Genomic DNA, 21689 nt, shown 5'->3' with positions numbered 1-21689 from the left:
CTCAGTGGCCGATCACGGGGGCGCGCTCGCCCTCGGTCTCGGGCAGCCGGTTGGGCATGGTCAGCGCGAGCAGGAGCACGACGACGCCGAGCACGGCACCGACCGCGAAGCCCCACTGCATGCCGCCGACCAGGGCGTGCACCGGGTCGGCCCCGGCCTCGGCGCGGGCGGTCGAGCGGGCGGTGAGGACCGCGACGACCACGGCGGTGCCCGCGGCCGCGGCCACCTGCTGCAGGGCGCCGAGGGTGGAGCTGCCGTGGGAGTAGAGGTGCGGCGGCAGCGAGCCGAGCGAGAGCGTGAACACCGGCGTGAACACCCCGGCCAGCGAGACCATCAGCAGCACGTGCACGGGCAGGACCAGCCACACCGACTGCTCCGCGCTGACCCGGGTCAGCAGGCCGAGGGCGAGGAGGATGCCGACCGCGCCGGGCACGAGGAGCGGCCGGGCGCCGTACCGGTCGAAGAGCCGGCCCACCGTGGGACCGAGCAGGCCCATGGCGAGGCCTCCGGGCATCACGACCAGGCCCGACTCGAGCTCGGAGAGGCCGTGCACGTCCTGGAGGTAGAAGGGCAGCAGGATCATCGAGCCGAGCATGGCCATGAAGGCCACCGACATCAGGGCCAGGCCCTTGGCGAAGGTCGGCTGCCGCAGGGTGCGCAGGTCGAGCAGGGGCGAGCCGGAGCGCTGCAGGGAGAGCTGGCGCCGCACGAAGGCGACGATCGCGGTGACGCCGACGGCGATGGCCAGGCCGTTGGTCCAGGCCGAGCTCTCGGGGTTGCCGAGCTCGGACAGGCCGTAGACCAGGGGGCCGAAGCCGACCGCGGAGAGGACGACGCTGGTCCAGTCGATGCTGCTGGCGACGGTCTCGCCGACGTCGGTGAGCTTGCGCAGGCCGACGAGCGCGATGGCGACCGAGACCGGCAGCACGAGCAGGAACATCCAGCGCCACGACGCCGCCTCCAGGATCACCCCGGACACCGTGGGCCCCAGGGCGGGGGCGACCGACATGGCGAGGGTGACGTTGCCCATCACGCGTCCGCGGTCCTCGGCGGCGACGATGGTCATCAGGGTCGTCATCAGCAGCGGCATCATGATCGCGGTGCCCGACGCCTGCACGATGCGGCCGGCCAGCAGCACCTCGAACGACGGCGCGAGGCCGCACAGCAGGGTGCCGGTCGCGAAGACCGCCATCGCGGACCCGAAGGCCTGCCGGGTGGTCACCCGCTGCAGGAACCAGCCCGTCACCGGGATGACCACGGCCATCGTCAGCATGAACGCGCTGGTCAGCCACTGGGCGGTGGACTTGGAGACCTCGAGCTCGAGGGTCAGCCGCGGGATCGCGTTGACCATGATCGTCTCGTTGAGGATCACGATGAAGGTGGCGGCGACCAGCCAGCGCAGGACGCCGTAGTCGGCGCCGGCCTTGGCGGCCTCGGGCGTGAGGGAGGGGCCGGTGGCCTCGGGTGTGGTCGTCATGGCAGGAGAGACCCTCTCAGGGTGCGGGACTCATCGGCATCCCGTTTGTCGCGTGCGTGTCCGGTCGGCGCCCGGTGCCGGGCACGAGGGGGTGAACCCGTCACCAGGCGGTGGGATTCCCGACCACGTCGTACGTCGCCACGGCGAACGGACCCTGGCGGCCGAGGTCGCGCAGCCGCAGGTCGAGCCGGCGCGGCAGGAGCGGCCGGCCCGCGCCGAGGGTGACGGGCGCGATCGACACGATCGCCTCGTCGAGCATGCCGGCGTCGGCGAAGTCGGCGACCAGCCCACCGCCGCCGACCAGCCACACGTCGCGGCCGCCCGCGGCGGCCTCGATCGCGGAGCGGTGCTCGCCCGGCCTGCCGGCCACGAAGCGGATGCCGTCACCCAGCGGCTCGAAGGTCCGGTGGGTGAACACGAAGCACGGCAGCTCGTAGGGCCAGTGCTCGCCGGACTCGCGGAGGTGGTCGCCGAGCCAGGCGTACGTCGTCGCGCCCATGACCAGGGCGCCGCACCGAGCGAGGAAGGCGGCGTGGTCGCCCGGCCCGCCGTCGGTGGCGGCCTGCGGGTCGTCGCCGCCCTCCTGCGCGAACAGCCAGGCGAGCGAGTCGTGCTCGTCGGCGATGAACCCGTCGAGGCTGGTGGCCGTGACGTAGCGGTAGCGGCTCATGCGGGGGCTCCGGGGTCGGCGGCGCGCAGCCACATGATCGGGTCGGCGGTGGGGTCGAGGGCCGGGCCGTGGTGGCCGCCGAGCCGGAGGAGCAGGCGCGCCAGCTGGCGACGGTGGGCGCCGAAGGTGAGGCAGTGGGCGAGCACGCTGCCTAGCACGAAGCTCTCCGGCGGGTCGCACAGGGCGTCGACCAGCACGTCGTCCCAGGCGCCGCGGCGGTCGACGTCGCGCCACAGGGCCCGCCAGCGCGGGGCGACGGCGTCGTGGCGGGCGAGCAGCGCCGCGGGGTCGTCGGCGCTGCGGTCGGGGGTGTCGGCGCCGTCGACCGCGGCCAGCCACACCTCGCGGCTCCACACCAGGTGGTCGAGCACGGCCGCGACCGAGCCCTCCTCGCCGTCCCAGGGCGTGACGGCCGTGCCGGGCAGGTGGACGTGGCGGAGGGCCTGGTCGTCCAGGCCGGCGACCTGCTCGAGCAGGGCGCGCGAGTCGGCCAGGTCGTGGGCGACCATCAGGTCGGTCACGACGTCGACCGGCCGCTCGGCCGCCCCCGCGTCGACCCACAGCGAGCTCGGCGGGTGGAAGTGGATGCCGTTGGGTGCGGGCAGCCAGTGGTCGGTGCGGCCCGTCCCGGCGGCCGCGGCCGGCACCTGGCTCGGCGGGTGGCCGAACGCGCGGGCGAAGGCCCGGGCGAACCCCTCCACGCTCTCGTACCCCGCCGCGAGCGCCGCGTCCGTCACGCTGCTCCCCCGCCCCAGCTGGTGCGCCGCCCGCTCCAGCACCACGCGCCGCCGCATCGCCACCGGCGACTCGCCGGTCCCGCGGCGCAGCTGCCGGCTGAAGTGGAACGGCGAGGCGAAGGCCCGCCCGGCCATGGCGTCCAGGTCGGGCCCACCGTGCTCGGGCCCGCTCGGGTCGGCCAGCACCGCGTCCAGCAGCTCCCGCAGCCGGTCCCGCCCACTCCCCTGCTCGGTCATGGCGCCATCGTGCCGTCGTGCGCCGTCCGCGCGCCCGACCGTTCTTGCTCCACTACGGCGGCACCTCGGGGTAGTACGTCACTCCATCAACCTCGCGGACCGCCCCGGAGGTTGACGGGGTGACGCACTACCCGCCCCCGAGGTCCCCGTCCGCCCGCTCGGCGACCGCGGCGACCGCGGCCAGGGCACGGTCGAGGCGGTCGGGGGCGTCGAAGGGGACCCAGGTGATGCGGGGGTCCTTGCGCCACCAGGCCAGCTGGCGCCGGGCGAACTGCCGCGTCGCCACGACCGTGCGCTCGCGGGCCTCGTCGAGCGTCAGCTCGCCGGCCAGGTGGGCCATCGCCTGCTGGTAGCCGATGGCGCGGGAGGCGGTGCGGCCCTCGGCCAGTCCCTCGTCGAGCAGCCGCTCGACCTCGGCGACCAGCCCGGCGTCGTACATCGCGTCGACGCGGGCCTCGATGCGGGCGTCGAGGGTGGGGCGGTCGATCTCGACGCCGACCTGCACGGTGGCCGGGTCGACGTAGGCCGGCTCGGGCAGGGAGGCCGAGAACGGGCGGCCCGTCAGCTCGACGACCTCGAGGGCGCGCACGGTGCGGCGGCCGTTGTCGGGCAGGATCCGTGCTGCGGCCTCGGGGTCGACCTCCGCGAGCCGCCGGTGCAGCGCGACCGGGCCGACGGCGGCCAGCTCGGCCTCCCACCGCGCCCGCACCGCCTCGTCGGTGCCGGGGAACTCGAACCGGTCGAGCACCGCCCGCGTGTAGAGCGCCGAGCCGCCCACCAGCACCGGCGTCGTACGGCGGCCGCGCAGCTCGGCCACCACGGCGCGGGCCCACCCCTGGAACTCCGCCACCGTGGCCGGCTCGCGCACCGAGAGCAGGTCGAGCAGGTGGTGCGGGATGCCCCGCCGCTCCCCGACGGGCAGCTTGGCGGTGCCGACGTCCATGCCGCGGTAGACCTGCATGGCGTCGGTGTTGACGACCTCGCCGCCCAGCCGCTCGGCCAGGTCGAGGGACAGCGCCGTCTTGCCGCTCGCCGTCGGCCCGACCACCGCGACCACGGGCGTGATCGGGGGGCGGTCCTGTCCGTGCATGTCAGTAGTGTGGCGAGCGTTCGCTACCCGAGCCGCAGGAGGACCCCGTGGGCTTCATGGACAACATCAAGGGCAAGGTCGAGGACGCCGTCGACAAGCACGGCGACAAGATCGCCGACGGCATCGACAAGGCCGCCGACGCCGTGGACGAGAAGACCGGCGGCAAGCACGGCGACAAGATCGACTCGGCCGCCGCGAAGGCCAAGGACGGCCTCGACAAGCTCGACGGCAAGAACGACGACATCCGCGACACCCCCGGCAGGACGCCCCGATGACGCAGCCCGTGCCCGAGGAGTCCAACGAGGCCTACGACCTCGACGAGGCGCCCCCGGGCGAGCACGCCAGCGAGCTGCCCGGCGCCGACGACGGCAGCCAGCCCCAGCAGGCCGCCCAGGAGGAGAACGCCGAGACCTCGCTCGACCAGCCGTCGATCGACTCGTGAGCGCACCCGAGGTCGAGGGCTACGGCGAGGCCTACGCCGCCGACCACGGCCGGTTCGTCGTCATCCCCGCCGCCTACGTCTTCCTCCTCCGCACCGGCACGTCGTGCGGCCGGCTCAAGGTGCTGCTGCAGCTGCGCCAGGGCACCGGCTACATGGACGACCACTGGGCCGCGGCCGCGGCCGGCCACGTCGAGCGCGGCGAGACCGCCGTCGACGCGGCCCGGCGCGAGGCGGCCGAGGAGATCGACGTCCACGACCTCGACCTCACCTTCGTCACCGCGATGCAGCGCACCCGCCACGACCTGCCGATCGACGAGCGCATCGACTTCTTCTTCACCGCCCGCTCCTGGACGGGTGAGCCCCGCATCGTCGAGCCGGCCAAGTGCGCCGACCTGCGGTGGTTCGCCCTCGACGAGCTGCCCGACCCCGTGGTCCCCCACGAGAGGGTGGTCCTGGAGGGCATCCGCGACGGCAGCATCGAGCCCTGCTCCAGCTTCGGCTTCCGAGCCGGACCCACCACCACCACGCCGGGAGGCACCGCATGAGCGAGGGAGACCTCGGCCCCAAGCCCGAGCCCGTGATCGAGCCCGGGGAGCCCAACCCGGGCGGCACCGACGCGCTCGAGCAGGCCGACGGCGTCGACGGCGAGGCCGCCACGGCCGACCCGGTGCCCCGCGACCTCGATCCCGACGACAACCCCGAGACCGGCGAGATCCCGACGTCGGTCAAGGAGGGCGAGGACACCTCGACCGAGGCGACCCGTGGCGACGGCTCCGAGGGCGACGGCTCCGAGGGCGGCAAGGAGTCCCCGGCATGACCGGCTCCCACGCCCACAACGACACCGGCACGGGCAGCTCCGCCGACGGACCCGTCCCCGGGCTCGCCGAGGAGCTGCAGCAGTCCGACCAGGACACGGCGGGCTCCATGGGCGTCAGCAGCGAGCGGGTCGGGCCCACTGGTCCGGGCCAGGTCGGCACCACCGGCACCCGCGACGTCAGCCCGCGCCGTGACCAGCCCTCGTCACCGCTGCCCGAGCAGTCACGCGGCGGGCCCGAGGCCAACCCGCGGCCGGTCTCGGTCAAGGCGCCGCCGCACTCCTACAACCGCAAGATCGCCGAGCGCGAGGCGGGCGGCAAGAAGGGCCTGCTGGCCCGGCTCAAGCCCGGCCGCAAGGGCTGAGCACCCAGCCGCTCAGCGGCAGGCCGGGGCCTCGGGCAGGGGCGCCGGCACGCCGACCGTCGGCATCCCCAGGCCCACGGCCGGACCGGCGGGCCCCGCGGTCGCGCCGAGGGTCCGTGCCTCCCAGGCGTCGCCCGACCGCGTGCGCCGGGTGCCGAGCACCCGGTCGGCGACCAGGTGGTGCGGCGCGGCGTAGGTGACCTCGACCGTGGCCGCGTCGCCGGGGCGCAGGCCGTCGACGGCGGCGAAGTGCACGAGCCGGTTGTCGGGCCCGCGGCCCGACATCCGCGCCGTGGCGGCGTCCTTGCGGCCCTCGCCCTCGGCGACCATCAGCTCGACGGTGCGCCCGACGAGCGCCTTGTTCTCGGTCCAGGCCACGTCGTTGACCAGCGCCACCAGCCGGTCGTAGCGGTCCCGGAGCGCGTCGGCGGGCACCTCGCCGGGCATCGTCGCGGCCGGGGTGCCGGGACGCTTGGAGTACTGGAAGGTGAAGGCACCGGCGAAGCGGGCCTGGCGCACGACGTCCATCGTGGCCTCGTGGTCCTCGTCGGTCTCGCCGGGGAAGCCGACGATGATGTCGGTGGTGATCGCGGCGTCGGGCATGGCGGCGCGGACCCGCTCGATGATCCCGAGGTACTTCTCCTGCCGGTAGGACCGACGCATCGCCCGCAGCAGCCGGTCGGAGCCCGACTGCAGCGGCATGTGCAGCTGCGGCATCACGTTGGGCGTCTCGGCCATGGCCTCGATGACGTCGTCGGTGAACTCCGCCGGGTGGGGGCTGGTGAACCGCACCCGCTCCAGGCCCTCGGCCTGCAGGTCACCGCAGGCGCGCAGCAGCTTGGAGAAGGCCCGCCGGTCGCCGAACTCGACGCCGTAGGCGTTGACGTTCTGCCCCAGCAGGGTGACCTCGGAGACGCCCTCGGCCACCAGCGCGCGCACCTCGGCCAGCACGTCGCCCGGCCGCCGGTCCTTCTCCTTGCCGCGCAGCGCGGGCACGATGCAGAACGTGCAGGTGTTGTTGCACCCCACCGACACCGAGACCCACGCGGCGTACGCCGAGTCGCGGCGCGTCGGCAGGGTGGAGGGGAACACCTCGAGCGACTCGAGGATCTCGACCTGCGCCTCCTCCTGCGACCGGGCCCGGTCGAGCAGGGCAGGCAGGGAGCCGATGTTGTGTGTGCCGAACACGACGTCGACGTACGGCGCGCGGGTCGTGATGGTGTCGCGGTCCTTCTGGGCCAGGCAGCCGCCGACGGCGATCTGCATGCCGGGCCGGGACGCCTTGACCGGCGCGAGGTGCCCGAGGTTGCCGTAGAGCCGGTTGTCGGCGTTCTCGCGGACCGCGCAGGTGTTGAAGACGACGACGTCGGCCGGCTCGGCGCCCGCACCGGTCGGCGCGGCGACGTACCCCGCCTCCTCGAGCAACCCGCTGAGGCGCTCGGAGTCGTGGACGTTCATCTGGCACCCGTAGGTGCGGACCTCGTAGGTGCGCGGCCCCGCTTCGACACTGCTCATGACAGTCGCCAAGGGTACGTCGGCGCGCGGGGCCGCTCGGAATCCGAGCCCGGCCAGGACACGGGGCGGTCACGATCGTGCACGCGGATGGCCCCATCGGACCCCCGCCCACTAGGGTCCGTGCGCATGACGGCGCTGGACAAGAACCCCGACCCCGGAGCGACCCGCGCGCCCGGCGAACCCCTCGTCGTCCTCTCCGGGGTCGACAAGTGGTACGGCGACCTGCACGTGCTCCAGGACATCAACCTGTCGGTCCGGCAGGGCGAGGTGGTGGTCGTCATCGGTCCGTCGGGCTCGGGCAAGTCGACGCTGTGCCGCACCATCAACCGGCTCGAGACGATCGACCGCGGCAGCATCACCCTCGAGGGGCGGCCGCTGCCCCAGGAGGGCAAGGCGCTCGCGCAGCTGCGGGCCGAGGTCGGCATGGTCTTCCAGTCCTTCAACCTCTTCGCGCACAAGACGATCCTCGAGAACGTCACGCTCGGCCCGACCAAGGTCCGCAGGCAGCCCAAGGCCGAGGCCGACAAGCGCGCGCACGAGCTGCTCGAGCGGGTCGGCGTCGCCCACCAGGCCGCGAAGTACCCCGCCCAGCTCTCCGGCGGCCAGCAGCAGCGCGTGGCCATCGCCCGGGCGCTGGCGATGGACCCCAAGGTGATGCTGTTCGACGAGCCCACCTCGGCCCTCGACCCGGAGATGATCTCCGAGGTCCTCGAGGTCATGGTCGACCTCGCCCGCCGCGGCATGACGATGATCGTGGTCACCCACGAGATGGGCTTCGCCCGCACCGCCGCCGACCGCGTGGTCTTCATGGCCGACGGGGCGATCGCGGAGGAGAACGACCCCGAATCGTTCTTCACCGCCCCGCAGACGCCCCGGGCCCAGGACTTCCTCGGCAAGATCCTCAAGCACTGAGACCCAGCGACAACCAGCACCCAGCACCCAGCAGCCAGCAGCACCCCCGCGGCCCGGTCCCCCGACCAGGCCCTCGACACCCCCGAGGAGACAGATGCGCACGACGACGAGGTTCAAGGCGGCGGCCGCGGCCGTCCTGATGACCGGGGCGCTCGCCGCCTGCGGCGACGCCGGCAGCGAGGGCGAGGGTGGCCCCTCGGTCGGCGCCGAGGAGGTCGAGGAGGGCAAGTTCCCCGAGGGCTCCCGGATGGCCGAGCTCGCCGACGCCGGCACCATCAAGGTCGGCGTGAAGTACGACCAGCCCGGCCTGGGCTTCAAGGGCGCCAACGACGACCTGCCGAGCGGGTTCGACGTCGAGATCGCCAAGCTCCTCGTCGCCGACCTCGGCATCGACCCGCAGGACACCAGCAAGGTCGACTACGTCGAGACCATCTCCGACAACCGCGAGCCGTTCCTCCAGGAGGGCACCGTCGACCTGGTGCTCGCGTCGTACTCGATCACCGACGAGCGTCGCCAGGTCGTCGGCCAGACCGGCCCCTACTTCGTCACCGGCCAGCAGCTGCTGGTGCCCGAGGCCAGCGACGTCACCTCGATCGAGGACCTGGCCGGCCAGGAGGTCTGCTCGGTGACCGGCTCGACCTCCATCGACCGCATCAACGAGGCGGGCGCCAAGGGTGTCGGCTTCGACAGCTACTCCGAGTGCGTCCAGAAGGTGCTCGACGGCACCGTCGAGGCCATGTCGACCGACGGCACGATCCTCGCCGGCTACGCCGCCCAGAACGAGGGCCAGCTCAAGGTCGTCGGCGAGGAGTTCTCCGAGGAGAACATCGGCGTCGGCTACAGCCCGGACCGCCCGGAGATGTGCGAGTGGATCAACGGCGTGCTCGAGGAGTCCTTCGACAACGGCAGCTGGGCCGAGGCCTTCGAGCGGACCCTCGGTCCCTCGGGCGTCGAGGTGCCGGAGCCGCCGACGCTCGACGCCTGCCCGGCTGCCTGACCCGGCTGCCTGACCGTCCCGCCCGTCCCTCCCGGTGACGGGACGGCGCCCGCCCGAGCGGCCGGCGCCGTCCCGTCCCCCGAGCCCCTAGGAGCCGCCGCGTGCAGGCCGTCCTGGACGACTTCCCGGCCTACCTCGAGGCCTTCGGGTACACCGTCTTCCTCTTCCTCGTCTCCGGGGTCATCTCGCTGCTGATCGGCACCGTGCTCGCGGCCATGCGGGTCGGCCCGGTCGCCGTGCTGCGGCTGGTCGCGACCGTCTACGTCTCGCTGCTGCGCAACACCCCGCTCATCATCGTCTTCGCCTTCTTCGCCTTCACCGCACCGATCTTCGGCATCCGGTTCGGCTGGCTCGACGTCAGCATCGGCCCGTTCGACTTCACCGCCTTCTTCGGCGCGGCCGTGGTGTCCCTCTCGCTCTACACCTCCGCGTTCGTCTGCGAGGCACTGCGCTCGGGCGTCAACGCCGTCCCCCTCGGCCAGGCCGAGGCGGCCCGCGCCCTGGGCCTGCCGTTCGGTGGCGTGATGACCCAGGTCGTGCTGCCCCAGGCCGCCCGCGCCTCCATCCCGCCCCTGGCCAGCGTGCAGATCGCCCTGCTGAAGAACACCTCCGTGGCCGCGGTCTTCGGGGTCGGTGAGGCGGTCTCGCAGATGCGGTCGTTCAACAACGACAACGCCGACCAGCGCTACACGATCGCCCTGGCCTTCGTCATCGGGTACGTCGTGCTGGTCGAGGTCGTCTCCTTCTTCTCCGCCCGCCTGGAGAAGCGCTACCGAGTGACGACGGCATGAGCGGCTCGGTCCTCTTCGACGCCCCGGGCCCCCGCACCCGCGTCCGGCACGTCCTCTACAGCGTGGCCGCCGGCGTCGTCGTCCTGGTGGCCCTCGGCGCGGCCGCCTGGCGCCTGTACGACGCCGACCAGTTCGCGGGCGAGAAGTGGGAGGTCTTCGTGACCCCCGACTACGTCCGCATCATCCTGCTCGACGGCGTCGTCAAGACCCTGCAGATGGCCGCGGCCTCGATCGCCGGCGCGGTGGTCTTCGGCGCGTTGTTCGGCATCGGCAAGCTCTCCGACCACGCGTGGGTGCGCTGGCCCTCGTGGGCGGTGGTCGAGCTGTTCCGCGCGATCCCGGTCCTGCTGATGATGGTCTTCACCTGGTACGCCCTCGGGCCGACCGGTGACAACTCGTTCCGCGCCGTCGTGGTCGCGCTGACCGTCTACAACGGGGCCGTGCTGGCCGAGGTGCTGCGCGCCGGGGTGCTCGCGGTGCCGAAGGGGCAGTCGGAGGCGGCGTACGCGCTCGGGATGCGCAAGAGCCAGGTCATGGTGCAGGTGCTGGTGCCGCAGGCGGTCAAGATCATGCTCCCCGCGATCATCAGCCAGTGCATCGTGGCCCTCAAGGACACCGCGCTCGGCCTGTACGTCCTGGCCCCCGGCCTGACGTTCATCTACCGCCAGCTCTACCTGGAGTTCAACAACCGGGTGCCGACGATGATCGTCGTCGCCGGGCTCTACATCGTGATCAACCTGCTGCTGACCGCGCTCGCCAACTGGGCGCAGCGACGCTACGTCGGCGAGCGCAGGCAGCTCGTGGTCCCGATGACCGGCTCGGCCGACCAGCGCACGGTCTGACCCTCCGGCGTCGCGCCCCTCGGACCCAGGACGAGGGATCGCGCAAGGCATCCGGCGCCGGGCCGGGCGCGACCGCGCCTGACTGCCTCAGGCCGAGCGGCTCCACTGGATCGAGGCGAGCACGAGCAGCGCGCCCCCGGCCGCGAAGGCCCACGGGTCGCGCACCAGCACGCCGAGCCCGAGGAAGACGAGTCCCGGCCACACCAGCACCGGCACCCTCGGCGTACGACGCGGCTCGCTCACGGCGGCCAGCCTAGGGCGGCGTCAGACCCCGGCGGCGTCGCGGGCGGGCGCGTCGGCGCCGCGGGACGGCTTGGGCGTGACCCAGAGGTGGATGACGCCCTCGACGACGGTGGTGCCGTCGTCGCGGACCCCCTTGACCCGCACCGGCACCTCGGCGTCGTCGCCGGTCCACTGCCCGCGGTCGGTCTCGGCGGTGCAGACGATGTCGCTGGTCGCCTTGGCGGTGTAGCGCACCTCCATGCCCCGCGGGATCCATCGCTTGCCGGCCGGGATGGAGACCTCGGCCAGCGCGCCCATGGCCGCCTCGAGCCCGTTGCACAGCGCGATGGCGTGCACGGTGCCGAGGTGGTTGTGGACGCCGCGCCGCTTGGGCACGACGAGCTCGGCGTAGTTGGGCCGGATCTCGACGAACCGCGGCCGCACGGTGGCGAAGTACGGCGCCTTCTGGCTGAACAGCACTGAGAACACGCGCTTGCCGACCGTCGACCCGACCACCGGCAGACCGGTGGCGGTGCGCCACAGGGAGAGGACCTGGCTCATGCACCTGACATTACCGCACGGTAACTTCTGGTGCAGCCGGATCGGGCGACCGCGCCCCCGTCAGGACAGGGAGAGGAACAGCTTCTCCAGGTGGTCGAGCTGCTCCTCGGTGACCTGGCCGTCGCCGTCGACGCTGTCGCGCCACTCGGCGGCCACCATCGCGAACCCGGCCCGGTCCAGCGCGCTGGAGACCGCCTTGAGCTGGTTCAGGACCGAGGAGAGCTCGCGCTCCTCCTCGATCATCCGGAGCACGCCAGCCAGCTGGCCCTGCGCGCGCTTGACCCTGTTGACGACCGCCGCGCGGTCCGTCCCACCAGCCATGATCGTCGTCTGTTCCTTCGTGCAGCCGCCGTTGTTTGACGGTCGTGTCCATCCCCCCGCGCAGGCGGTCGTCGTCAGTCACAACGCGGCAACGACTCCCTGGTTACGCGGCCCTCACCCTAACCCGGGCTCGGGGCCAGCACCTCGATTCGGTTGCCGAAGGGGTCGCGCAGGTGCAGGCGGAGGTAGCCGGGGAAGGTGTGCCGCTCGGCGTCGTCGACCTCGCACCCCACCGCCCGCACCCGGGCCGCGACGGCGTCCAGGGCGGCCTCGTCGTCGACGAGGAGGGCCGGGTGGGCCTTGCGGGCCGGGGCGTGGGGGTCCTCGACCCCCACGTGCACCTCGGCCGTGGTGCGGCCGGCGTCGTCGTGGGCGCGGAACCACGCCCCTCCGCGGCCGCGCAGCGGCTCGGGCTTGTCGACCTCGGTGAGGCCGAGCGCGCCCGCCCAGAAGGCCCGCGCGGCGTCCTCGCCGCCGGGCGGGCAGGAGACCTGGACGTGGTGCAACCGGATCGTGCTCACCGGGCACCGCCCGGGACGCGGGCGACGACGAAGACCCGGCGGAAGGGCAGCACCACGGTGCCGTCCCCCCGGGCCGGGTAGGCCGCGGCGAGCCGGCGGCGGTACTCGGACTCGAACGCCGGTCGCAGGTCGCCGGGCAGCGCCTGCAGCGTCGGCCGCGCGCCGGTGCCGCTGACCCAGGTGAAGACGGGGTCCTCGCCGCCCAGCACGTGCAGGTACGTCGTCTCCCAGGCGTCGACCTCGCAGCCGAGCGCAGTGAGCGCGTCGAGGTAGGTGACGGGGTCGTGGCTGTCGGGCACGGCGACGCCGGCGGTGTGCTCGGCGTACGCCGGCTCGGCGGCGAGGTCGCGCCGGATGGTGTGGCTGGGCTCGCCGAAGTTGCCCGGCACCTGGAAGGCCAGCCAGCCGCCGGGGCTGGTCGCGGCGACCAGGCGTGGAAGCAGCTCGAGGTGGTCGGGCAGCCACTGCAGGGTGGCGTTGGAGAGCACGACGTCCGCCGGTCCGGACCACGCGCGCAGGTCGGCCACCTCGAAGCGCAGCCCGGGCTCGGCGGTGCGCGCGGCCTCGACCATCTCGGGGCTGCTGTCGACCCCGGTGACCTCGGCACCGGGCCAGCGCTCGGCCAGCAGCCGGGTGAGGTTGCCGGGGCCGCAGCCGAGGTCGACGACCGTGGCCGGCGCCGGGGCCGCGACACGCGCCAGGAGGTCGACGAACGGTCGGCCGCGCTCGTCGGCGTACGTCAGGTAGCGGTCGGGGTCCCACGTGAAGGTCGACGGCATGATCTCTTGATATCAAGATTCTTGACGTGTGGCTAGACTTCCCTTCGTGGTGGACGAGCGGGACGAGGTCGACGACCTCGTCGAGGCGTGGGCGCGCGAGCGCGCCGACCTCGACCTCGATCCGGTCGCGGTCTTCAGCCGCATCTCCCGGCTCTCGCGCCACCTCGACCTGGCCCGCCGCGAGGCGTTCAGCGCCCACGGCATCGAGTCGTGGGAGTTCGACGTGCTGGCGGCGCTGCGGCGGGCCGGGGCGCCGTACGAGCTCTCGCCCGGTCGGCTTCTCCGCGAGACCCTGGTGACCAGCGGCACCATGACCAACCGGGTCGACCGGCTCGCCGGGCGTGGCCTCGTGGAGCGCTACCCCGACCCCGAGGACCGGCGCGGCGTGATCGTCCGCCTCACGCCCGAGGGCGGAGCGACCGTCGACGGCGCCTTCGAGGCCCTGCTCGACGCCGAGCGCGACCTTCTCGCCGGCCTCCCCGCCCGCGACCAGGCCCGCCTGGCCGTCCTCCTCCGCGCGCTCCTGGCCCCCTTCGCCGAGCCCGGCCAGGGGTAGTCCCTGACGAATTGGTCGTCGATCGGGCGCTCCGGCGACCAATTCGTCAGGGACTACCGCCGCTGGGCGGCCGGGTCACTCGAGGAGCTCGGCCGCCTCGAGCCACTCCAGCTCGACCTCGTCCTTCTCGGCCAGGACGGCCTGGAGGTCGGCGGAGGCGGCAGCGAGGACCTCGTAGTCGGAGCCGGCGGCGACGACGGCGGCGTTGAGCTCGGCCTCGCGGGCCGAGAGGCGCTCGAGGGCCTTGTCGAGCCGGGCCAGGGTCTTGCGGGCCGCGCGCTCCTCGGCGGAGCCGGTCTTGGCCTTGGTCGGCACGGCGTCCGGGGCGGGTACGGCGGCCGCGGCTGCCCCGCCCGGCTCGACCAGCGACTGCTTGCGCCGCTCGAGGTACTCGTCGACGCCGCGCGGGAGCATCACGACCTGCCCGTCGCCGAGCAGCGCCCAGACGGAGTCGGTGACCCGCTCAAGGAAGTAGCGGTCGTGGGAGACCACGACGAGGGTGCCGGGCCAGCCGTCGAGGAAGTCCTCCAGGACGGTGAGGGTCTCGATGTCGAGGTCGTTGGTGGGCTCGTCGAGCAGCAGCACGTTGGGCTCGGTGAGCAGCAGCTTGAGCAGCTGGAAGCGCCGTCGCTCGCCGCCGGAGAGGTCGCCGAGGCGGGCGGTGAGCTTGTCGCCGGTGAACCCGAACCGCTCCAGCATCGAGGTCGCGGTGATCTCGCCCCCGCCGGCGACCGCGGTGACCCGCCGGATGCCCTCGACGGTCGGCAGCACGCGCGCCTCGGGGTCCTCGGGCGTGACGTCCTGGGTCAGGTGCTGCAGCGCGACGGTGCGGCCGTGCTTGACCCGCCCGGCCGTGGGTGCGAGCAGCCCGGAGACGAGGTTGAGCACCGAGGTCTTGCCGGCGCCGTTGACCCCGACGATGCCGACCCGGTCGCCCGGCCCGAGCCGCCACGTGGCGCCCCGCAGCAGCTCCCGCTCGCCGCGGACCAGGTCGACGTCCTCGAGGTCGACGACGTCCTTGCCGAGCCGCTGGGTGGCGAAGCGCTGCAGCTCGAGCCCGTCGCGCGGCGGCGGGACGTCCTCGATGATCCGGTTGGCCGCGTCGATGCGGAACTTCGGCTTCGACGTGCGCGCCGGCGCGCCGCGGCGCAGCCAGGCGAGCTCCTTGCGGGCGAGGTTCTGCCGGCGGGTCTCGGTGGCCTCGGCCTGGCGCGACCGCTCGGCCTTGGCCAGCACGAACGCGGCGTACCCGCCCTCGTAGACGTCGACGACGCCGTCGTGGACCTCCCAGGTGTACTGGCAGACCTCGTCGAGGAACCAGCGGTCGTGGGTGACGACCACCAGCGCCGACGTACGCCGGCGCAGGTGGTCGGCCAGCCAGGCGACGGCCTCCACGTCGAGGTGGTTGGTGGGCTCGTCGAGGACGACGAGCTCGTGGTCGCCGAGCAGGAGCGCGGCCAGGGCGCAGCGGCGCCGCTCGCCTCCGGAGAGCCCGTGCACGGCGCGGTCGAGGCCGACGCCGGCCAGCAGCTCGGTGACGATGCCGCGCATGGTGGCGTCGGCGGCCCACTCGTGGTCAGACCGCCCGCCGAGCACCGCCTCGCGGACGGTGTGGGTGTCGTCGAGCTCGTCGCCCTGGTGCAGGTAGCCGACGAGCAGGCCGCGGGAGCGGGAGACGCGGCCGGCGTCGGGCTCCTCCAGGCCGGTCATCACCTCGAGCAGGGTGGTCTTGCCGTCGCCGTTGCGCCCGACGATGCCGATGCGCTCCCCCGCCCCGATGCCGAGGGAGACGTCGGTGAGCAGCGGACGGACGCCGTAGGACTTGGAGACGCCCTCGAGGTTGAGCAGGTTGCGGCCCTGCGCGGGGCTAGACATGGGCGGGCACCACGTGGCTGCCGGCGACGGCGCCGTTGGCGACGAGCACGACCTCGTGGCCGCTGCGCATCATCGCCCCGGCCAGGTCGCGGGCGTGGTCGGCCGACTCGCACAGGAAGACCACGGTCGGCCCCGAGCCCGAGACCAGGCCGCGCAGCGCACCCTCGGCCTCGCCCTGCTCGATGAGCTCGCCGAGCGCGGGTCGCAGGTCGATGGCCGGCTCCTGGAGGTCGTTGTGCAGCGCGCGGGCCAGGCTGACGGGCTGGCCGGTGCGCAGGGCGCCGAGCAGCACCTCGGCGTCGGGCGGGGTGGGGTCGGCGTCGGGGCGCAACCGGTCGAAGTGCCGGTAGACCTCGGGGGTCGAGAGGCCCTCGCGGCTGGGCACGATCACCCACCACCACGTCCCGACGTCGGCGACCGCCTCGACGACCTCCCCACGACCGGTGCCGAGCGCCGTGCCGCCGACGAGCGCGAACGGCACGTCGCTGCCGAGGTCGGCGGCCAGCCGCAGCAGGTCGTCGTCGCTGGTGTGCAGGTCGTGCAGCCGGTCGAGGGCGACGAGGGCGGCGGCCGCGTCGGCCGAGCCGCCCGCGAGCCCGCCCGCGACCGGGATCGACTTCTCCAGCACCAGCCGGCCGGTCAGCGCGCGGCCGTGGAGGTCGCCGAGCAGCCGGGCGGCGCGGACGGCGAGGTTGCCCTCGTCGAGCGGGATGCCCCCGACGTCGATCCAGTCGGTCGCGCTCAGCTCGACCTCGAGCTCGGCGGCCGGGAACGCCGTGACGTCGTCGCACAGGCCCACGGCCTGGTAGACGGTCGTGAGCGGGTGGAAGCCGTCGTCGCGGACCCCGCCGACCCCCAGGTGCAGGTTGATCTTGGCGGCGGCCCGCACGGTGACCGCCGACGGCAGCGAGCGCGTCACGCGGCCGCCTCGAGGCCCTCGGCGATGGCCGCGAACTGCTCGACGCCCAGGGACTCCCCGCGGGCCAGCGGGTCGACGCCGGCGCGCTCGAGCGCCCGGTCGACGGCTGCGCCGTCGGCCAGCGACCGCAGCGCGCCGCGCAGCGCCTTGCGGCGGTGGGCGAAGGCGGCGTCGACGACGGCGAAGACCTGCTCGCGGGTGGCGGTCGTCGCCGGCGGGTCGCGGCGCACCCAGGCCACGAGGCCGGAGTCGACGTTGGGGGCCGGCCAGAAGACGGTGCGGCCGATGGCGCCGGCGCGCCGGACCTCGGCGTACCAGGCGGCCTTGACCGACGGCACGCCGTACACCTTGGAGCCGGGGGTGGCGGCGAGCCGGTCGGCGACCTCGGCCTGCACCATCACCAGGCCCCGCTCGAGGCCGGGCAGCAGGGCGAGCAGGTGGAGCAGCACGGGCACCGAGACGTTGTAGGGCAGGTTGGCCACCAGCGCGGTGGGCGCCGGGCCCGGCAGCGCGGTGACCCGCAGCGCGTCGGCGTGCACGAGCGTGAACGCCGCCGCCTGGTCGGGCGCGTGCTCGGCGACCGTCTCGGGCAGCAGCGAGGCCAGCTTGTCGTCGACCTCGATGGCGACCACGGCCCGGGCGGCCTCGAGCAGCGCGAGGGTGAGCGAGCCGAGGCCCGGGCCGACCTCGACCACGACGTCGTCGGGCCCGATGCCCGAGGCGGTGACGATGCGGCGCACGGTGTTGGCGTCGATGACGAAGTTCTGCCCGCGCTGCTTGGTGGGGCGCAGGTCGAGCCGGTCGGCCAGCCGACGCACGTCGGCCGCCCCGAGAAGCCGGGGGCTCCGAGGGGCGGCCGAGGTCATGCCGTGCAGGCTATCGACGCGGCGGGCGCGTCAGCGGGGCAGGCCCAGCTTGGCCGCGCAGCCGGGCCACGAGCCGTAGCCGCCGGTCGCGGCACGGAGCCGCTCGGCGACGGCGATCTGCGCCTCGCGGGAGTTGGAGCTGGGCAGCCCGCTGCCGCCGTACGCCTGCCAGGTGCCGAGGTTGAACTGGAGGCCGCCGTAGTAGCCGTTGCCGGTGTTGATGGCCCAGTTGCCGCCCGACTCGCACTGGGCGAGCTGGTCCCAGACGGTGCTGCCGCCGGCGAAGTTGGTCGTCGGAGCCGGCTCGGCGGTGCCGACCTCGATCACCTCGTCGACCGGCTCGCGGGTCACGGTGGCGGTGACGACCTTGCGCTTGGTGACCTCCCCGTTGACGACGGTGACCCGGTAGGTCACGTCGCGCAGGCCCACGCGGCCCTCGCGGACGGTGGTCTCGTCGCCCTCGGGCGCGGAGTCGTCCTCGCGCTCGACGGTGCCGAAGCCGATCTGCTCGTCCTGCACCGAGCGGCGCACGACGCGGACGTCGGTGAACGTGATCCGGTCGCCCGACTGCAGCTCGGCGGCGCGGGCCGGCTCGGTGCGGTCGGAGGCGTCGAGGTCGACGCCGGCCTGGCGCAGCGCCTCCTCGACGGTCAGGGCGGCGACCCACCTCGTGACCGGCTTCTTGCCGGCGAGGCGGAAGACGACCTTCTTGGAGGTCACCACGGCCAGGTCGAGCCCGCCGCGGTCGATCTCGAGGCTGCGGCTCGTCGAGAGGCGAGCGCCGTCGTAGGTGCGGCCGATCTGGCCGAGCGCGGAGGCGACGTCGGTGGCGGTGACCCAGTGGGTGCTGGTCTCGCCGTCGACGGTCAGGTTGACCGGGCGGCCGAACCGGACGTCGATGGCCGAGCCGTCCTCGACCTCGCGGTCGAGCGCGGGGGCGACCGCGTCGTGCTCGCCGACCTGGATGTCCTCGGCGGCCAGCACGTCGGCCACGGTGCCGCCGAGGACGGTGACCTCGCGCGGCTCGCCGTCGACGGTGACGGTCACGGACTTCGACAGGGCGGCGTACCCGACGGTGGTGCCGCCCACGGCCAGCGCGACGGCGGCGACGAGGGCGACCAGGACGGTGCGGCTGCGCAGCGCTCGCCGGATCCGTCCGGGGCGCTCGGGCGCGGGTGCTACGGAGTGCTCGTGGCCGAGCCGGGGGTCGAGCTGGTGGTCGTGGGGCTGGAGATGATCAGAGGTCATCAGCTTCCGTACGTCGTGCTCCCCGGGCCTCGGGCACCGGCGCCCCCGTACGCGGCCGGTCCCGGACCGGGGACCGCTCGCCTGCGGGTGTCGGGCCCGACCGTGGTCAGGTCCCGACGCGCGCCGGACGGGTCTACCCGATCCCGGCCAACCGCACCACGAGAACAGCGTCGGGGCGCGGTTGGCAAACCGGCGGGGCGTCACGTGGGACGGATCACGTCACATCAGCCTCATGCGTCACACGGTCCCCGAGAGGGCTCCTCACCAGGCGCCGCCGAAGGCGGCCTCGGTCGTGGCGTCGATCGCGCGGCACAGCTCCTCCAGGTCGTCGCCGCGCACCTCGGCCATGGCCCGGACGGTCAGCGGCACGAGGTAGGAGGCGTTGCGGCGGCCCCGGAACGGCGACGGGGTGAGGTAGGGCGCGTCGGTCTCGACCAGCACCCGGTCGAGCGGCGCCAGGGCGAGCGCGTCGCGCTGCGGCTGGGCGCTCTTGAAGGTCACCGTGCCGGCGAAGGACAAGAAGGCGCCGCGGTCGAGGCACCGGCGCGCGACGTCGGCGTCGCCGGAGAAGCAGTGCATGACCCACCGCTGCGGGGCGCCCTCCTCATCGATGACGCGCAGCACCTCCTCGTGGGCGTCGCGGTCGTGGATGACCAGCGTCTTGTCGAGGCGCTTGGCCAGCTCGACGTGGCGGCGGAACGAGTGCACCTGCGCGGCGCGTCCGTCGGTGTCGCCCTCCTCGACCCAGTAGTGGTCGAGCCCGGTCTCCCCCACGGCGCGCACCCTGTCGTGGGTCCGCGCCAGGGCCTCGACCTCGTCGATCGCCGCGTCGAGGGCCGCGCGGCTGCCGCCGGCGCCCCCCAGCCGCGCCGCCTCGGTCGGGTGCAGGGCCACACCGGCCACCAGGGCGTCGTACGACGACGCGGCCTCGACGGCCCAGCGCGCCCGCGGGAGGTCGCAGCCGATCTGGACGATGCGGGTGACGCCCACGGCGGCCGCCGCGGCCAGCGCGCCCTCGACGTCGACCGTCTCGCCGTCGCGCGCGACGTCGAGGTGGCAGTGGTTGTCGACGACCGGGTGGGGCAGCGGCTCGGGCGCGGGAGGCGGGCTGGTGTCGGCCGTGCTGGACCGGGTCACGCGCTGGCCAGCCGCTCGAGCACGGCCTCGGCCAGCGCCTCGGGGGCCTGGGTCGGGACCCAGTGGCTGACGCCCTGCAGCACCACCAGCTCGTACGGCGCGTCGACCCACGCCGCGGTCAGGTCGACACCCTTGCGGCCCAGGGCCACGTCGGCGTCGCTCCAGACCAGCGTCGTGGGGCGACGGATCCGGGGGTTGCGCGTGTTGGGGTCGGGCAGCGGCAGGGCCCGGTAGTAGCCCAGGCCGCCTCGGAACGCGCCGTCCTCGAGCACCTCGTGGCGGAAGCGCTCGCCCTCCTCGGCCGTCATCCCGGCTCGGCGCAGGTAGGCCACCATCCGGTCCGGCGACCGGCGGGCCAGCAGCTCGGGCAGGCCCGGGATGTTGAACAGCAGCATGTAGTAGGACTTCAGCGCCTGCGTCGAGCTGGTGAACGACCGCAGGAAGGCACGCGGGTGCGGCACCGAGACCGCGGTCCAGGTGCGCACGAGGTCGGGGCGCTTGCCGGTCACCGACCAGCCGACGACCGCGCCCCAGTCGTGGCCGACCAGGTGGACGGGCCCACCGACCCGGTCGACCAGCGCCACGACGTCCTCGACGAGCTGGTCGACCTTGTAGTCGCGCCGGCGGCGCGGCCGCGCGCGCGGGGAGTAGCCGCGCTGGTCCAGGGCCAGGGTGCGGTAGCCGTGGCCGTGCAACAGCGGCGCGACGTGGCGCCAGGAGGTGGCCCGCTCGGGGAACCCGTGCAGCAGCACCACCACGTCACCGTCGATCGGTCCTTCGTCGAGCACGTCGAGCACGAGCCCGTCGCGGACGACCTCGGTGACGCGCTCCCGCGCGTGGGTGCTCACGGCGTGGCCTCCCCAGGCCCTGACTTGTGGACGAGGTCGTAGACCTCGCGCTTGGGCACCCCGGCCAGGACCGCCACCTCGGCGATCGCCTCCTTGCGCGTCATGCCCCGATCCTCCCGCTCGGCCACCGCGGCCCGCAGGGAGGAGTCGTCCGTCGAGACCGCGGGCACGTCGTCGGCGCCCTGCACGACCAGGGTGACCTCGCCGCGGACCCCGTCGGCGGCCCAGGCGACGAGCTCGGCGAGCGGGCCCCGGCGTACCTCCTCGTGGGTCTTGGTCAGCTCGCGGCAGACCGCGGCGGGACGCTCGCCGCCCCACGCCTGCGCCATCGCCTCCAGCGCGGCCTCCGTGCGGTGCGGCGCCTCGAAGAACACCATCGTGCGCCGCTCGGACGCGAGCTCGGCCAGCCGCCGGGCCCGCTCGCCGGCCTTGCGGGGCAGGAACCCCTCGAAGCAGAACCGGTCGACCGGCAGGCCGCTCACTGCCAGCGCGGTCAGCACCGCCGAGGGCCCGGGCACGGCCGTCACGGGCACACCGGCCTCGACCGCGGCCGCGACGAGCCGGTAGCCCGGGTCGGACACGCTCGGCATGCCCGCGTCGGTCACCAGCAGCACCCGCTCGCCGGCCAGCAGCGACCCCAGCAGCGCCGGCGTGCGCCGCTGCTCGTTGCCCTCGAAGTAGGACACGACCCGGCCGGTCACCTCCACGCCGAGCTCGCCGGTCAGGCGCTTGAGGCGGCGGGTGTCCTCGGCGGCGACGACGTCGGCGTCGGCCAGCTCCTCGGCCAGCCGGGGCGGCGCGTCGGCCACCCGGCCGATCGGCGTCGCCGCCAGCACCAGCACCCCGGGTTCGGTCTCCGCACCGCTCACCCGGTGATCCTCCCCGCTGGCCCGTCGGAGATCCACGACGGGTCGGCGCACGGAGGGCGCCGGGTGACCGGTGTCGAC

General features: G+C 74.1%; 27 protein-coding genes. 10 read left to right on the top strand and 17 right to left on the bottom strand.

Going from position 1 to position 21689, the window contains the following annotated elements:
* Position 1: 1 nt before the first annotated feature.
* The 4 genes from FJQ57_RS14330 to miaA all read right to left on the bottom strand — a co-directional run bounded on the left by FJQ57_RS14330 (position 2) and on the right by miaA (position 4211).
* Positions 2-1477, bottom strand: coding sequence for an MDR family MFS transporter (locus FJQ57_RS14330; RefSeq protein WP_139981445.1), 1476 nt, complete (start codon positions 1475-1477; stop codon positions 2-4).
* Between the two features lie 100 nt (positions 1478-1577).
* Positions 1578-2147: a dihydrofolate reductase family protein gene (locus tag FJQ57_RS14325; RefSeq protein WP_139981443.1), complete on the bottom strand. Its 570-nt coding sequence runs from the start codon at positions 2145-2147 to the stop codon at positions 1578-1580.
* Positions 2144-3121 carry a helix-turn-helix domain-containing protein gene (locus tag FJQ57_RS14320; protein ID WP_139981441.1) on the bottom strand — a complete coding sequence of 326 codons (978 nt, stop codon included), beginning with the start codon at positions 3119-3121 and terminating at the stop codon, positions 2144-2146. The genes FJQ57_RS14325 and FJQ57_RS14320 overlap by 4 nt, the downstream gene beginning before the upstream one ends.
* A gap of 127 nt (positions 3122-3248) precedes the next feature.
* On the bottom strand, positions 3249-4211 hold the full coding sequence (gene miaA, locus FJQ57_RS14315; RefSeq protein ID WP_139981440.1) for a tRNA (adenosine(37)-N6)-dimethylallyltransferase MiaA: 963 nt from the start codon (positions 4209-4211) through the stop codon (positions 3249-3251).
* Positions 4212-4267: 56 nt separating this feature from the next.
* Here miaA and FJQ57_RS14310 point away from each other — a divergent pair, with 56 nt between their 5' ends.
* The 5 genes from FJQ57_RS14310 to FJQ57_RS14295 are packed head-to-tail and all read left to right on the top strand — an operon-like array spanning position 4268 to position 5832.
* A complete protein-coding gene (locus FJQ57_RS14310) occupies positions 4268-4486 on the top strand; it encodes an antitoxin (protein ID WP_211348970.1) in 219 nt (72 codons plus the stop codon).
* A complete protein-coding gene (locus tag FJQ57_RS22600) occupies positions 4483-4653 on the top strand; it encodes a hypothetical protein (protein ID WP_170219445.1) in 171 nt (56 codons plus the stop codon). The genes FJQ57_RS14310 and FJQ57_RS22600 overlap by 4 nt, the downstream gene beginning before the upstream one ends.
* Positions 4650-5198: an NUDIX hydrolase gene (locus FJQ57_RS14305; protein ID WP_139981436.1), complete on the top strand. Its 549-nt coding sequence runs from the start codon at positions 4650-4652 to the stop codon at positions 5196-5198. Before FJQ57_RS22600 ends, FJQ57_RS14305 begins: the two co-directional genes overlap by 4 nt.
* Positions 5195-5470, top strand: a complete 276-nt coding sequence (locus tag FJQ57_RS14300; RefSeq protein WP_139981434.1) for a hypothetical protein — start codon at positions 5195-5197, stop codon at positions 5468-5470. Before FJQ57_RS14305 ends, FJQ57_RS14300 begins: the two co-directional genes overlap by 4 nt.
* Positions 5467-5832, top strand: coding sequence for a hypothetical protein (locus FJQ57_RS14295; RefSeq protein WP_139981433.1), 366 nt, complete (start codon positions 5467-5469; stop codon positions 5830-5832). The genes FJQ57_RS14300 and FJQ57_RS14295 overlap by 4 nt, the downstream gene beginning before the upstream one ends.
* A gap of 12 nt (positions 5833-5844) precedes the next feature.
* On the opposite strand, the gene miaB is transcribed toward FJQ57_RS14295, so the two are convergent.
* Positions 5845-7347 (bottom strand): tRNA (N6-isopentenyl adenosine(37)-C2)-methylthiotransferase MiaB, encoded by a 1503-nt coding sequence (miaB, locus tag FJQ57_RS14290; protein WP_139981431.1) that lies wholly within the window; start codon positions 7345-7347, stop codon positions 5845-5847.
* 126 nt (positions 7348-7473) lie between these two features.
* Here miaB and FJQ57_RS14285 point away from each other — a divergent pair, with 126 nt between their 5' ends.
* The 4 genes from FJQ57_RS14285 (at position 7474) to FJQ57_RS14270 (ending at position 10889) form a co-directional block, all read left to right on the top strand.
* Positions 7474-8259, top strand: a complete 786-nt coding sequence (locus tag FJQ57_RS14285; RefSeq protein WP_139981429.1) for an amino acid ABC transporter ATP-binding protein — start codon at positions 7474-7476, stop codon at positions 8257-8259.
* Positions 8260-8353: 94 nt separating this feature from the next.
* A complete protein-coding gene (locus tag FJQ57_RS14280; RefSeq protein ID WP_139981427.1) occupies positions 8354-9256 on the top strand; it encodes a glutamate ABC transporter substrate-binding protein in 903 nt (300 codons plus the stop codon).
* A 101-nt stretch (positions 9257-9357) separates the two neighbouring features.
* Positions 9358-10047 (top strand): amino acid ABC transporter permease, encoded by a 690-nt coding sequence (locus FJQ57_RS14275; protein ID WP_139981425.1) that lies wholly within the window; start codon positions 9358-9360, stop codon positions 10045-10047.
* Positions 10044-10889: an amino acid ABC transporter permease gene (locus FJQ57_RS14270; RefSeq protein ID WP_139981423.1), complete on the top strand. Its 846-nt coding sequence runs from the start codon at positions 10044-10046 to the stop codon at positions 10887-10889. The genes FJQ57_RS14275 and FJQ57_RS14270 overlap by 4 nt, the downstream gene beginning before the upstream one ends.
* Positions 10890-10976: 87 nt before the next feature.
* On the opposite strand, the gene FJQ57_RS22595 is transcribed toward FJQ57_RS14270, so the two are convergent.
* The 5 genes from FJQ57_RS22595 to FJQ57_RS14250 form a co-directional block, all read right to left on the bottom strand.
* On the bottom strand, positions 10977-11132 hold the full coding sequence (locus tag FJQ57_RS22595; RefSeq protein ID WP_170219444.1) for a hypothetical protein: 156 nt from the start codon (positions 11130-11132) through the stop codon (positions 10977-10979).
* 21 nt (positions 11133-11153) lie between these two features.
* Complete coding sequence (locus tag FJQ57_RS14265; RefSeq protein ID WP_139981421.1) at positions 11154-11672, bottom strand: hotdog fold domain-containing protein; 519 nt, start codon at positions 11670-11672, stop codon at positions 11154-11156.
* A gap of 60 nt (positions 11673-11732) precedes the next feature.
* Positions 11733-11993, bottom strand: a complete 261-nt coding sequence (locus FJQ57_RS14260; protein WP_139981420.1) for a metal-sensitive transcriptional regulator — start codon at positions 11991-11993, stop codon at positions 11733-11735.
* Between the two features lie 119 nt (positions 11994-12112).
* Complete coding sequence (locus tag FJQ57_RS14255) at positions 12113-12514, bottom strand: VOC family protein (protein ID WP_246081827.1); 402 nt, start codon at positions 12512-12514, stop codon at positions 12113-12115.
* A complete protein-coding gene (locus FJQ57_RS14250; RefSeq protein WP_139981418.1) occupies positions 12511-13293 on the bottom strand; it encodes a trans-aconitate 2-methyltransferase in 783 nt (260 codons plus the stop codon). Before FJQ57_RS14250 ends, FJQ57_RS14255 begins: the two co-directional genes overlap by 4 nt.
* A gap of 46 nt (positions 13294-13339) precedes the next feature.
* Between FJQ57_RS14250 and FJQ57_RS14245 the strand changes: the two genes are divergently transcribed.
* The gene (locus tag FJQ57_RS14245) at positions 13340-13849 is read left to right on the top strand and encodes a MarR family winged helix-turn-helix transcriptional regulator (RefSeq protein ID WP_281284274.1); all 510 of its coding nucleotides are present in this window, start codon (positions 13340-13342) and stop codon (positions 13847-13849) included.
* Between the two features lie 75 nt (positions 13850-13924).
* On the opposite strand, the gene FJQ57_RS14240 is transcribed toward FJQ57_RS14245, so the two are convergent.
* The 7 genes from FJQ57_RS14240 to rsmI form a co-directional block, all read right to left on the bottom strand.
* On the bottom strand, positions 13925-15724 hold the full coding sequence (locus FJQ57_RS14240; RefSeq protein ID WP_139981416.1) for an ABC-F family ATP-binding cassette domain-containing protein: 1800 nt from the start codon (positions 15722-15724) through the stop codon (positions 13925-13927).
* A complete protein-coding gene (locus FJQ57_RS14235) occupies positions 15717-16643 on the bottom strand; it encodes a 4-(cytidine 5'-diphospho)-2-C-methyl-D-erythritol kinase (protein ID WP_246081826.1) in 927 nt (308 codons plus the stop codon). Before FJQ57_RS14235 ends, FJQ57_RS14240 begins: the two co-directional genes overlap by 8 nt.
* Positions 16640-17509, bottom strand: a complete 870-nt coding sequence (gene rsmA / locus FJQ57_RS14230; protein WP_139981414.1) for a 16S rRNA (adenine(1518)-N(6)/adenine(1519)-N(6))-dimethyltransferase RsmA — start codon at positions 17507-17509, stop codon at positions 16640-16642. The genes FJQ57_RS14235 and rsmA overlap by 4 nt, the downstream gene beginning before the upstream one ends.
* Positions 17510-17539: 30 nt before the next feature.
* Positions 17540-18757 (bottom strand): resuscitation-promoting factor, encoded by a 1218-nt coding sequence (locus FJQ57_RS14225; RefSeq protein WP_139981413.1) that lies wholly within the window; start codon positions 18755-18757, stop codon positions 17540-17542.
* A gap of 261 nt (positions 18758-19018) precedes the next feature.
* Complete coding sequence (locus FJQ57_RS14220; protein WP_139981411.1) at positions 19019-19894, bottom strand: TatD family hydrolase; 876 nt, start codon at positions 19892-19894, stop codon at positions 19019-19021.
* Positions 19891-20742: an alpha/beta fold hydrolase gene (locus tag FJQ57_RS14215; RefSeq protein WP_139981409.1), complete on the bottom strand. Its 852-nt coding sequence runs from the start codon at positions 20740-20742 to the stop codon at positions 19891-19893. The genes FJQ57_RS14220 and FJQ57_RS14215 overlap by 4 nt, the downstream gene beginning before the upstream one ends.
* Positions 20739-21611: a 16S rRNA (cytidine(1402)-2'-O)-methyltransferase gene (gene rsmI / locus FJQ57_RS14210; protein WP_246081825.1), complete on the bottom strand. Its 873-nt coding sequence runs from the start codon at positions 21609-21611 to the stop codon at positions 20739-20741. Before rsmI ends, FJQ57_RS14215 begins: the two co-directional genes overlap by 4 nt.
* Between the last annotated feature and the right edge of the window lie 78 nt (positions 21612-21689).

This window comes from Nocardioides litoris, assembly GCF_006346315.1.
GTDB classification, from domain to species: domain Bacteria; phylum Actinomycetota; class Actinomycetes; order Propionibacteriales; family Nocardioidaceae; genus Nocardioides; species Nocardioides litoris.
Note: the sequence above shows the minus strand (reverse complement) of the source record. Positions and strands in the feature narration are given on the sequence as shown.